At 70.4% G+C, this 10,479-nt stretch carries 14 protein-coding genes; 7 read left to right on the forward strand and 7 right to left on the reverse strand.

Annotated features, from left to right (window positions below):
• From KBX53_RS10695 to KBX53_RS10705, 3 genes are all read right to left on the reverse strand, one after another.
• The coding region (locus KBX53_RS10695; RefSeq protein ID WP_210858914.1) for an RNA methyltransferase at positions 1-567 on the reverse strand (567 nt) is incomplete at its 3' end.
• 51 nt (positions 568-618) lie between these two features.
• Positions 619-1,155 carry a hypothetical protein gene (locus KBX53_RS10700; protein WP_209444496.1) on the reverse strand — a complete coding sequence of 179 codons (537 nt, stop codon included), beginning with the start codon at positions 1,153-1,155 and terminating at the stop codon, positions 619-621.
• A gap of 93 nt (positions 1,156-1,248) precedes the next feature.
• Positions 1,249-1,764, reverse strand: a complete 516-nt coding sequence (locus KBX53_RS10705; RefSeq protein WP_030329188.1) for a MaoC family dehydratase — start codon at positions 1,762-1,764, stop codon at positions 1,249-1,251.
• A gap of 548 nt (positions 1,765-2,312) precedes the next feature.
• Between KBX53_RS10705 and trxA the strand changes: the two genes are divergently transcribed.
• The 3 genes from trxA to KBX53_RS10720 all read left to right on the forward strand — a co-directional run bounded on the left by trxA (position 2,313) and on the right by KBX53_RS10720 (position 4,242).
• A complete protein-coding gene (trxA, locus tag KBX53_RS10710; protein WP_030329190.1) occupies positions 2,313-2,675 on the forward strand; it encodes a thioredoxin in 363 nt (120 codons plus the stop codon).
• A gap of 152 nt (positions 2,676-2,827) precedes the next feature.
• On the forward strand, positions 2,828-3,268 hold the full coding sequence (locus KBX53_RS10715; RefSeq protein WP_030329192.1) for a hypothetical protein: 441 nt from the start codon (positions 2,828-2,830) through the stop codon (positions 3,266-3,268).
• Positions 3,265-4,242: an HTTM domain-containing protein gene (locus tag KBX53_RS10720; RefSeq protein WP_036410861.1), complete on the forward strand. Its 978-nt coding sequence runs from the start codon at positions 3,265-3,267 to the stop codon at positions 4,240-4,242. Before KBX53_RS10715 ends, KBX53_RS10720 begins: the two co-directional genes overlap by 4 nt.
• On the opposite strand, the gene KBX53_RS10725 is transcribed toward KBX53_RS10720, so the two are convergent.
• The gene (locus tag KBX53_RS10725; protein ID WP_030329196.1) at positions 4,206-4,625 is read right to left on the reverse strand and encodes a thiol-disulfide oxidoreductase DCC family protein; all 420 of its coding nucleotides are present in this window, start codon (positions 4,623-4,625) and stop codon (positions 4,206-4,208) included. The two genes, KBX53_RS10720 and KBX53_RS10725, sit on opposite strands and share 37 nt — an antisense overlap.
• A gap of 93 nt (positions 4,626-4,718) precedes the next feature.
• Here KBX53_RS10725 and KBX53_RS10730 point away from each other — a divergent pair, with 93 nt between their 5' ends.
• Both KBX53_RS10730 and KBX53_RS10735 read left to right on the forward strand, forming a co-directional pair.
• Positions 4,719-5,765, forward strand: a complete 1,047-nt coding sequence (locus KBX53_RS10730) for an Rv2578c family radical SAM protein (RefSeq protein ID WP_210858916.1) — start codon at positions 4,719-4,721, stop codon at positions 5,763-5,765.
• Between the two features lie 19 nt (positions 5,766-5,784).
• Positions 5,785-6,192, forward strand: coding sequence for a CoA-binding protein (locus tag KBX53_RS10735; RefSeq protein WP_210858918.1), 408 nt, complete (start codon positions 5,785-5,787; stop codon positions 6,190-6,192).
• 98 nt (positions 6,193-6,290) lie between these two features.
• On the opposite strand, the gene KBX53_RS10740 is transcribed toward KBX53_RS10735, so the two are convergent.
• Positions 6,291-7,487, reverse strand: coding sequence for an acyl-CoA dehydrogenase family protein (locus KBX53_RS10740; protein ID WP_210858919.1), 1,197 nt, complete (start codon positions 7,485-7,487; stop codon positions 6,291-6,293).
• Positions 7,488-7,664: 177 nt separating this feature from the next.
• Between KBX53_RS10740 and KBX53_RS10745 the strand changes: the two genes are divergently transcribed.
• A complete protein-coding gene (locus KBX53_RS10745) occupies positions 7,665-8,201 on the forward strand; it encodes a DUF4190 domain-containing protein (RefSeq protein WP_210858921.1) in 537 nt (178 codons plus the stop codon).
• A 27-nt stretch (positions 8,202-8,228) separates the two neighbouring features.
• Here the strand turns inward: KBX53_RS10745 and KBX53_RS10750 are convergent, their stop codons facing one another.
• Positions 8,229-9,134, reverse strand: a complete 906-nt coding sequence (locus KBX53_RS10750) for an SDR family NAD(P)-dependent oxidoreductase (protein ID WP_030329208.1) — start codon at positions 9,132-9,134, stop codon at positions 8,229-8,231.
• 117 nt (positions 9,135-9,251) lie between these two features.
• On the opposite strand from KBX53_RS10750, the gene KBX53_RS10755 reads away from it, so the two are divergent.
• Complete coding sequence (locus KBX53_RS10755; protein WP_210858923.1) at positions 9,252-9,809, forward strand: DUF4190 domain-containing protein; 558 nt, start codon at positions 9,252-9,254, stop codon at positions 9,807-9,809.
• Between the two features lie 76 nt (positions 9,810-9,885).
• Here KBX53_RS10755 and KBX53_RS10760 read toward each other — a convergent pair.
• The coding region (locus KBX53_RS10760; RefSeq protein WP_210858925.1) for a CoA ester lyase at positions 9,886-10,479 on the reverse strand (594 nt) is incomplete at its 5' end.

Consider the following 10,479-nt stretch of genomic DNA (forward strand, 5'->3'; position numbering starts at 1 on the left):
ATCAACGCCGGCGTTGATCGACCTCGTCGAGCCGTACTGGGCGATGGAGTAGAGCTGGTCGCACGCGGCGCGGGCCGGCGCGGAGAGGCCGGGGCCCTCCTGGCCGAACAGCAACACGCAGTCGCGTGGCAGGGTGCCGGTCTCCAGCGGACGCGACCCGGGCAGGTTGTCGATGCCGAACACCGGCAGGTGCCGCCCGGCCGCCCAGGCGACGAACTCCTCGATCGTCTCGTGGTGCCGTACGTGCTGGTACCGATCGGTCACCATCGCACCGCGCCGGTTCCACCGTCGTCGTCCGACAATGTGCACCTCGGCGGCGTTGAACGCGTTGGCGTTGCGCACCACAGTGCCGATGTTGAAGTCGTGCTGCCAGTTCTCGATCGCGACGTGGAAGCCGTGCCGGTGCCGGTCCAGGTCGGCGACGATCGCCTCATGCCGCCAGTAGCGGTAGCGGTCGACGACATTGCGCCGGTCCCCCTCAGCCAGTAGCTGCGGGTCGTAACGGGGGTCGTCCGGTGGGTCCCCCGGCCAGGGGCCCACGCCCACCTCAAGCTGGTCGTCGGTCACGGTCATCAGAGGGTACGGACCGCGTCGGCGCCGGCCGCGACGACCTGCCGGTCAGCCCAGGTCGAGCGCGGCACCGAGCCGGTCCAGGAAGCGCCGGTCCGCCGGGCTGGCCGGTGGGTCCACCCGACGCCCGCCGGTGCCGGGCACCGCGCGACAGACCCGGGCCGCGACCGACTGCACCCACTGGCGGTACGCGGCCGAGTCGGCCGGGTCGGCCCGCCGACGGAGGACCCGGCCCGCCGCCCGACAGGCGGCCAGCAGGTCCACCAGGTCGGTCAGCCGCTCGGCGGGTTGCGGGGTGCCGTCGTGACGGGCGTAGATCGCGGCGACCACCGCGCGGACCAGATCACTGTCGGAGGCCCGGCCGGCGGCCACGGCGTCCAGGCCGGCCAGGCCCGCCGCGACCCCACGCTCGATCCGGCCGGGACCGGGCGCCGCCGCGGCCACGAGAACCCGGCCGGGCAGGCCGGTGAGCAGATCCCACTCGGCGGCGGAGTAGACAGCGGTGGTCAAGGGCGTGGCTCGGCGGCCGGCAGAGGACGGCTCTCCCGCTACGGAGTGGCTCATCGGAACCTCCGGCGTCAGCATATGCCCCGAGACGGGCGCCGGGCCCCTTCCCCAGCAGACCCGCGGTCGGGGAAGGAGCCCGGTGTCCGGCGACGGTCGAGCCCGCCGCGACACTCAGCGCGGCTCGGGGAAGCTGGGCCGCTCGGGGTCCACGCCGTCGGGCACCGCAGCTTCCGCGTACTCCCGCTTGGGGACCATGACCTTGCGCCGGAAGACGCAGACCATCGTGCCGTCCTGGTTGTAGCCGCGCGTCTCCACGGACACCACGCCACGGTCGGGTTTCGAGCCGGACTCACGCTTGTCCAGCACCGTGGTCTCGCCGTAGATGGTGTCGCCGTGGAAGGTCGGCGCGACATGCCGTAGCGACTCGACCTCCAGGTTGGCGATCGCCTTGCCACTCACGTCCGGCACCGACATGCCGAGCAGCAGCGAGTAGATGTAGTTGCCGACCACGACGTTGCGCTTGAACTGGCTGGCCGTCGCGGCGTAGTGCGCGTCCATGTGCAGCGGGTGGTGGTTCATGGTGAGCAGGCAGAAGAGGTGGTCGTCGTACTCGGTCACGGTCTTGCCCGGCCAGTGCCGGTAGACCGCGCCGACCTCGAACTCCTCGTAGTAGCGACCGAACTGCATGCTGGTCCCTTCGACGGGCGGCGATGGAGTTCGGCACAGCATGCCTTACCGATGGTTAAGGCGACCGGCGGGGCGCGGTGGCGGCGGAAATGTCACACCTGTCACACGCCCGGGGGGAGACGCAATGAGCGGCGGGGCCCTCCCCGGCACCCGCCGCCCACGCTCTGATGTGAGGAATTCTGCCCTACGCCTGCGTAGGTTCAACAGAGATCGCGGTCACATTTATCTTTTTGTAACATTACTCTCCGTCACCAATGGGAGGTTGATCAGCGATCTCTGCAGGCCGGATACCTCCTTGTCAATGCCCAAGTTACCGATTCGTAGTGCTCAATCGGGTGGATCTCCCTGGAAACGCTCCCATTACCGCAGGTCACGCAAGTGCGTCGTGCACTTGCGATCCGCAGCTCGGGTGTGAACAGACGTACGTCGATGACCCGCAGCGCCCCCCGGCAGCCCCGAGCACGTTTCGTGCCCCACTGCCCGGGAATTCGATACGGTCAGCCCTGGTTCTACGGGACGTAGATAAACCGCGGTGATCGGAGAGTGCAATGGCAACCGTTGAGCTGACCTCGGCGAACTTCGACGAGGTGACCGGCAACGACGGCATCGTCCTGGTCGACTTCTGGGCCGACTGGTGTGGTCCGTGCAAGCGGTTCGCCCCGGTCTACGAGCGCTCCTCGGAGAAGCACCAGAACATCGTCTTCGGGAAGGTCGACACCGAGGCTCAGCAGGAGCTGGGCGCCAAGTTCGACATCCGCTCGATCCCGACGATCATGGCGATCCGGGACGGCGTCATCGTCTTCGCCCAGCCGGGCGCCCTGCCCGAGTCCGCACTGGAGAACCTGATCGAACAGGTCGAGGCGCTGGACATGGACGACGTCCGCAAGCAGCTGGCCGAGCACAACCACTGAGTCGTCCCGCTGACGACACACGAGGCCGGGCCCGACACGGGCCCGGCCTTCGTCGTACCCCCACCCGCGCGCATGATCACCTGCCTGGTCAGGCCGAACTGGCCGTCGGAGGGACCCGAAGCAGTCGGTACATCCCGTATCGTCACGACCCGATGGAGAACCTGACCACCCGCGGGCGCGTGACCCGGCTGGGCGCGACCGCACTGGGTCTCGTCCTGCTCGTCCTCGGCACCTTCTGGGGCAGCGACGACGACTTCCCGTTCGGCCCGTTCCGGATGTACTCCACCTCGAACCCGCCGAACGCACCCGCGCCCGACACCCGCGTCGAGGGGGTGAACACCTCCGGGGCGGTGATCGACCTCGACCAGAACGCGACCGGCATCCGCCGCGCCGAGATCGAGGGTCAGCAGGCCCGCTACGCGGCAGACCCGACGCTGCTCACCGAGGTCGCCGACGCGTACGCCGAACGCCACCCGGACGCCCCCGCGCTGGTCGAGGTCCGCATCGTCATCCGCTGGCACGGCATTCGCGCCGGCCGACCGACCGGTCAACACACCGATGAGACGGTCGTCCGCTGGCAGGCCGCCCGATGAGCCGCTGGTTGACCGAGGCGGTGCCCCGGGGCCGGGTGGCCGCGTTCCGCACCCTGATCTACCTGTTCGTCGCCGCCGACCTGGTGATCTTCACCCCCTGGGTACGCACCCGGGTCAGCGTGCCCGGCGACCTGTACCAACCGCTCCTGATCGGCCGTCTGCTCCCACTGCCGACGCCGACCGAGACGCTGGTGACGGTGATCTTCTGGGCGTTGCTGCTGCTCGCCCTCCTCGCTGCCACCGGACGGGCGCCCCGACTGCTCGGCTGGGCGGTGTGCGCGCTGTACCTGGAGTGGATGATCATCGCGATGAGCTACGGGAAGGTCGACCACGACCGGTTCGGGCTGCTCGTCGCGCTGGCCGTGCTGCCCACCGCCGGTCGCGCCCGCCACGGCGACACCACCCGCACCGAGGCCGGCGGCTGGGCCCTGCGCGTCACCCAGATCGCGGTGATCTGCACGTACTTCCTGGCCGCCTTCGCCAAGCTGCGCTTCGGCGGTCTGGACTGGCTGACCGGCTCGGTCCTGGCCCGCGCGATCATCCGGCGCGGCACCGACCTGGCGGACCTGATCGCCCAGGTGCCGTACCTGCTCATCGTCGCCCAGTTCGGCATCGTGGCGTTCGAGCTGCTGAGCCCGGTGGTCTTCCTGCTGCCACCCCGTTGGCGACTCGCCATGGTCGGCTTCTTCTACTCGTTCCACGCGGTCACCATCGCGACCATCACGATCTCGTTCGCACCGCACCTGGCCGCGATGACCAGCTTCCTACCGCTGGAACGGGTACGCCCGCTGGTCTGGGCCCGTCGGCTCGTCGGCCGCGACACGTCCGGTTCGGCACCGACGGACGCCCCGGAGACGAGCCCGGCGGACACCGACACCGGGCCGGTGCCACCCGACCGGGGTCCGGTGGGAGCCGGCGCGGAGCGGGCGTTCGACGATCAGGCTCCGGTGCTCGGGCGACCGGCCGGGCCGTAGAGCCGCTCCCGCGCCTCCTGCGGCAGGGAACAGGCCGCAGTGCCGCCCGGCAGGCGGTGCCGGTTACGCGCCACCCAGCGGTACACCGGCCAGGCCGCAGCCCGTACCGGAGGGATCCGCAGGCCGGCACCGGCGACCCGCCAGAGCGGACCACTCGCGGCGAGCAGCTTCGCGATGGCGTCCGGGCCGGCGGCACGCGCGCCGTCCGCGCCGACCCACTGCACGGCCTCCTCGCACTCGGCCACGGTGAGGCCGAGCGCGTCCAGGTCGGCGAACTGCCACGGCACCACCCGCGCGGTGGTGGGGATGCGGCGCTCGATGAACTGCGCGCAGCTCGTGCAGAACGCGCAGTCCCCGTCGTAGACGAAGGTCGACGTCTCCATGGCCTCCATCCTCCCCTCTCCGACCGCCCGGACGCCCACCGGTGTACGGCGGGTCACTTGCGCTCACCTCGTACACGTGTTCGAATAGTGCCCATGCGCTGGGACAACCTCACCGCTCCCCCGGTCGAGGGAGACCCCGAGCGGGCAGCGCCAGCGACGCCACCCCTGCCGCTGGCGCTGCCCGGCGCCGTCGCCCGCACCTTCGACACCCCCGAGTTCGCCGGGATGACCTTCTACGAGGTGCAGGCCAAGTCCATCCTCAACCGGGTGCCCGGGCAGTCCCGCGTCCCGTTCGAGTGGACGATCAACCCGTACCGGGGCTGTTCTCATGCATGCCGTTACTGCTTCGCGAGAAACACTCACACTTACCTCGATCTCGACGCCGGCGCGGACTTCGACCGGAAGGTGATCGTCAAGGTCAACGCCGGCGAGCTGGTCCGGCGGGAGCTGGCCGCGCCGAAATGGCGGGGTGCGCACGTGGCGATGGGCACCAACGTGGACTGCTACCAGCGCGCCGAGGGCCGCTACCGGCTGATGCCGCAGATCATCGCCGCGTTGCGGGACTTCGCCAACCCGTTCTCGATCCTCACCAAGGGCACGCTGATCCTGCGCGACCTGCCGCTGCTGCGTCAGGCCGCCGAGGTGACAACGGTGGGCATCTCGTTCTCGGTGGGGTTCGTCGACGAGCACCTCTGGCGCACCGTCGAGCCGGGCACACCGCACCCCCGCCGCCGGTTGGACGCCGTCCGGGCGCTCACCGACGCGGGTTTCTCCGTCGGCGTGCTGATGGCCCCGATCCTGCCCGGCCTCAGCGACAGTGACGAGTCGATCGAGGCCACCGTGTCGGCGATCGCCGCCGCCGGTGCGACCAGCGTGACCGCCCTGCCCCTGCACCTGCGTCCGGGCGCCCGGGAGTGGTACGCGCACTGGCTCGCCCGCGAGCACCCGCACCTCGTGCCCCGCTACCGCGAGCTCTACCGGGCCGGCGCGTACGCCCCGCAGGCGTACCAGCGGGAGTTGACCGCGCGGGTGCGAATCGCCTCCCGCCGGCACGGGCTGCACCGCGGGGAGCGGGGCGACAACCGCACCCTGCCCGAGCCGCCGCCACCGTCGGCAGCCGAGCAGCTGACACTGCTGTAGTCGGAGCTACAGTCGGCGGGTGCGTACCGCTCAGCAGATCCTCGCCGACTCCGCCGTGATCGCCGTCGTGGGCGCGTCCCGCGACCCCACCAAGGCCGCGCATGGCGTGCCATTGCAGATGCAGCGACACGGCTGGCGGATCATCCCGGTCAACCCGTCGGTCGATGAACTCTTCGGGGAGCGGGCGTACAAGACTCTCGCGGACATCCCGCACCCGGTCGACCTGGTGAACGTGTTCCGGCCGGCGGCCGACGCCGTGCAGGTCGTCCGCGACGCGGCGACGATCGGTGCCCCGGCGGTCTGGCTGCAGTTGGGCATCGTCTCGGCCGAGGCGCGGCGGATCGCCGAAGAGGCTGGCATGGACTACGTGGAAGACCGCTGCCTGGCCGTGGAACGCGCCGTGAACGCGCTAACCCGCCTGACCTGACCCCCCACCCCCGCGATCTTGCACTTTCGGTCGCCGTTTCGCCCCGTTAAGCGGGTTATGTGACGACAGGAAGTGCAAGATCGCGGAGGTAAAGGGGATCAGATCTTGTACTCCTTGAGGAGGCCTCGGCTGATGATGGTCTTCTGGATCTCCGAGGTGCCCTCGCCGATGAGCAGGAACGGGGCCTCGCGCATCAGCCGCTCGATCTCGTACTCCTTGGAGTAGCCGTAGCCGCCGTGGATGCGGAACGCCTCCTGGACGACCTCGGCGCAGTATTCCGAGGCGAGCAGCTTGGCCATGCCGGCCTCGACGTCGTTGCGCTGACCGGCGTCCTTGAGCCGGGCGGCGTTGACCATGAGGGCGTGCGCGGCCTCGATCTTCGTGCCCATCTCGGCGAGCTTGAACGCGATCGCCTGGTGCCTGGCGAGCGGCTGGCCGAAGGTCTTGCGCTGCTGGGCGTACTGCACTGCCAGCTCGAAGGCGCGGATGGAGATGCCGCAGGCGCGGGCGGCCACGTTGACCCGGCCCACCTCGATGCCGTCCATCATCTGGTAGAAGCCACGGCCCACCTGGTCAGCGCCGCCGAGGATCGCGGAGTCGGGCACCGTCACCCCGTCGAGCACCATCTCGGTGGTCTCGACGCCCTTGTAACCCATCTTCTCGATCTTGCCGGGAATGGTCAGGCCGGGAGCGGTCTCGCCGAAGCCCGGCTCCTTCTCGAGCAGGAAGGTACTCATGTTGCCGTAGACGGACCCCGCGCCGGTGTCGGTCTTGACCAGGGTGGCCACCACCGAGGAGTACGCCCCGTTGGTGAGCCACATCTTCTGCCCGTTGAGCACGTAGCTGTCGCCGTCACGGACGGCCCGGGACTTGATCGCCGAGACGTCGGAGCCGGTCTCGGGCTCGGACATGGAGAACGCTCCGCGCACCTCGCCGGTGGCCATCTTCGGCAGGAGGCGGGCCTTCTGCTCGGCGGAACCGTGCTGGGAGATCAGGTACGCCACGATGAAGTGGGTGTTGACGATGCCGGAGATCGACATCCAGCCTCGGGACAGCTGCTCCACCACGAGCGCGTAGGTGAGCAGCGATTCGCCGAGCCCGCCGTACTCCTCGTCGATGGTGAGGCCGAAGAGCCCCATCTCGCGCATGCCGTCGAGAATGTCGGTGGGGTACTCGTCGGCGTGCTCCAGCCGCTGCGCGTGCGGGATGATCTCCTTGTCCGCGAAGTCCCGAACGGTCTCCAGGATCGACTGTTGCACATCGGTCAGGCCGGGCGTCTGGGCGAGTCGAGCCATCACAGCCTCCGGGGATCCGCGCACTACTCGTGGGTAACTGAACGCTGGGTCAGTATCGGTCTCTCGGGTCGGCGAGGCCAAGGTGACCAGTCCACACAACCGCTGTGAAAAGGTTCACCGCTGCGGGTAGCGTCCGGCAAGAGGGACTTTTCCGGCACCGGCAGGAGGAGGACAGCTGTGAGCCACCCGCCGCCGTCGGGACCACCCGGCGACGAGCCGCCGCCGTCGCCCTACGAACCACCAGCTGACCAGTCGCCGTACGCGCCACCGCCGGCCGGCCAACAGCCGTACGCGCCGCAGCCGGACCAGCCGGCGTACGAGCTACCAGCGGAACGTTCACCGTACGGGCCACCCGGCGACCAGCCGTCGTACGGTGGCCAGCGGCCGCAGCAGTCGGCGCACTGGAGCCAGCAGCCGCCGTACCCCCCGCAGGGCCCCTACGGTCAGTACGGCCCACCGCCGTCCGGGCCGGGGCAGCGCACCAACGTGCTGGCGATCCTGTCGCTGGTGTTCGCCTTCGTGTTCCCACCGGCCGGCGCCGTCCTCGGCCACGTGGCCAAACGGCAGATCCGCACCAGCGGCGAGGACGGCGACCAGCTCGCCACCTGGGGGCTGATCCTGGGCTACGTCTTCACCGGGCTCACCGTGCTGGCCTGCTGTGGCTGGCTGGCGCTGGTGGCCTTCGCCAACAACGGCGACAGCGGCGGCTACTGACCGACGCGCGGGTGCGGAGCGTTCCGGTCAGCGGAAGCGGGCCTCGCGGACGCTGTTGCCACCGTCCACCACCAGCATCTGCCCGGTGATGTACGAGGCGGCCGGCGAGCAGAGGAAGCTGATCGCCGCGGCGACCTCGTCCGGCGTGCCCGGTCGCCCCACCGGCGTGCCCAGCCCCTGCTTGATCTCGGCCATGGTGGACGCCGCTGTGTAGATGGTGCCGGGCGCCACCGCGTTCACCGTCACGCCGTCGGCGATCATCTCCATGGCCAGGGCCCGGGTCAGCCCGACCACCCCGGCCTTCGCCGCGGCGTACGCGGCCTCGGTGGGCAGGGCGTTGACCGGGCCGGCAGTGGCCGCCAGGTTGACGATCCGACCCCAGCCCCGCTCGGCCATTCCCCCGATGAACGCCCTGCTGCACAGGAACGCGGTGGAGAGGTTGCGGTCGATCTCGCCACGCCACTCGTCGTAGCTCAGCTGGGCCACCGGTCGCAGCACGCCCTGGCTGGCCCGACTGGCCAGGCCGGCGTTGTTGACCAGCACCTCGACGTCACCCAACTGCTCGGCGACCGCGTCGGCCAGTGCGCCGACCTCGGACTCGTCGGTCAGGTCCGCGACGAAACCGGTCACCCCCAGCTCGGTCGCCCGCTCGTGGATGCGTCGGGTGGTCGACACGATGGCCACCCGGGCACCGAGGTCGGCGAGTCGCCGGGCTGTCGCGTACCCGATGCCGTCCGGGCTGCCCGCCCCGGTGACCAGGGCGACCCGCCCGTCGAGACGCATGGTCACCGGATCGGCGAGCGCGACCGGCTCGTCGCTGCCCGAGCTGCCCGCCGGGGCGGCCGTCCGGGCCCGCCGGGCCGCGCCCGGACGGCTGACGTCCCGTCGGGGTCGACTGCCGGAGCGGTCCGCGGCGCGCGCGTCGAATGCCATGCCAGGGATCCTGCCCGTTACGACCGGCCCGGGCAACGCGGCACCCGGAAGCAGGGGCATCGGGTTTGGGTGGCTGTGGCTACCCTGTCTCCGCACCCGACCTGACGGAGAGTTCGCATGACAAATCCCCCGCCGCCCGGCAACTGGAGCGATCCCACCTGGTCGGCCCCGCCATCGAGCCCCACACCCGACCCGACCCTGGTGGCCGGTCAGCCGGTGCCCCCGCAGCCTGGCCCGGTCGACCCGTACGGCCCGACAAACCCGTACGCCCCGGTGAACCCGTACGCCCCGGTCGACCCGTACGCCGGCGCGCAGGCGCCCGCCACCCAGCCGATGGCCGAGTACGCCCCGCCCGGGTACGCCCCGGCCGGCTACCCGCAGCAGTACCCCGGCTACGGCTACCCGCAGCCGCCGAAGACCAACGGACTGGCCATCGCCGCGTTCGTGCTGGCCATGATCGGTTTCACGTCCTGCATCACCGCGCCGATCGGCGCGATCCTCGGGCGCGTCGCCCAGAAGCAGATCCGCATCAGCGGCGAGGGCGGCGCGGGGATGGCGAAGGCCGCCATCATCATCGGCTGGATCCTCACCGGGTTCCTGGTGCTGGTGCTCGCCATCTACGCCGCCGCGATCATCTACGCGATCGCGACGAGCAACGACAGCGGCAGCTACTGACCGACGGGCGGGACGGCGTACCGCCGATTGTCGAGCCGGGTCGACAAGCCGGCGGCCGCCGTCCCGGCCCGGCCCGTCACTGCGCCGGCGGGGTGAACGACGAGGTACGGCTCATCCCGGCGGCCCGGCCCTTCGCGGCGACCACCAGCGCCATCTTGCGGGACGCCTCGTCGATCATCTCGTCGCCGAGCATCACCGCGCCGAGCTTGCCGCCGGCCTCCGAGGTGTAGTGCTCGTACGCGTCGAGGATCAGCTCGGCGTGGTCGTAGTCGGCCTGCGCCGGCTGGTAGACCTCGTTGGCGGCGTCGATCTGGCCGGGGTGCAGCACCCACTTGCCGTCGAAGCCCAGCGCGGCCGAACGCTTGGCCACCTCACGGAACCCGTCCACGTCGCGGATCTGCAGGAACGGGCCGTCGATGGCCTGCTTGTCGTGCATCCGGGCGGCCATCAGGATCCGCATCAGGATGTAGTGGTACGGGTCGCCCGGGTAGTCCGGGATCAGCGCACCGACCACAAGCGACTTCATGTTGATCGACGCCATGAAGTCGGCCGGGCCGAAGATGATGGTCTCCACCCGGGGCGAGGCGCCCGCGATCGCGTCCACGTTGACCAGGCCGGCGGCGTTCTCGATCTGCGCCTCGATGCCGATCCGGCCGACCTCCAGGCCGAG

It is taken from the genome of Micromonospora sp. M51 (assembly GCF_018070305.1).
In the GTDB taxonomy this organism is placed as follows: Bacteria; Actinomycetota; Actinomycetes; order Mycobacteriales; family Micromonosporaceae; genus Micromonospora; species Micromonospora parva.

What these genes read in the sequence shown, in the direction of transcription:
- KBX53_RS10700 (WP_209444496.1), bottom strand. Translation starts at nt 1,155, where the DNA reads ATGCTGACGCCGGAGGTTCCGATGAGCCACTCCGTAGCGGGAGAGCCG.
- KBX53_RS10705 (WP_030329188.1), bottom strand. Translation starts at nt 1,764, where the DNA reads ATGCAGTTCGGTCGCTACTACGAGGAGTTCGAGGTCGGCGCGGTCTAC.
- trxA (WP_030329190.1), top strand. Translation starts at nt 2,313, where the DNA reads ATGGCAACCGTTGAGCTGACCTCGGCGAACTTCGACGAGGTGACCGGC.
- KBX53_RS10715 (WP_030329192.1), top strand. Translation starts at nt 2,828, where the DNA reads ATGGAGAACCTGACCACCCGCGGGCGCGTGACCCGGCTGGGCGCGACC.
- KBX53_RS10720 (WP_036410861.1), top strand. Translation starts at nt 3,265, where the DNA reads ATGAGCCGCTGGTTGACCGAGGCGGTGCCCCGGGGCCGGGTGGCCGCG.
- KBX53_RS10725 (WP_030329196.1), bottom strand. Translation starts at nt 4,625, where the DNA reads ATGGAGACGTCGACCTTCGTCTACGACGGGGACTGCGCGTTCTGCACG.
- KBX53_RS10730 (WP_210858916.1), top strand. Translation starts at nt 4,719, where the DNA reads ATGCGCTGGGACAACCTCACCGCTCCCCCGGTCGAGGGAGACCCCGAG.
- KBX53_RS10740 (WP_210858919.1), bottom strand. Translation starts at nt 7,487, where the DNA reads ATGGCTCGACTCGCCCAGACGCCCGGCCTGACCGATGTGCAACAGTCG.
- KBX53_RS10750 (WP_030329208.1), bottom strand. Translation starts at nt 9,134, where the DNA reads ATGGCATTCGACGCGCGCGCCGCGGACCGCTCCGGCAGTCGACCCCGA.
- KBX53_RS10755 (WP_210858923.1), top strand. Translation starts at nt 9,252, where the DNA reads ATGACAAATCCCCCGCCGCCCGGCAACTGGAGCGATCCCACCTGGTCG.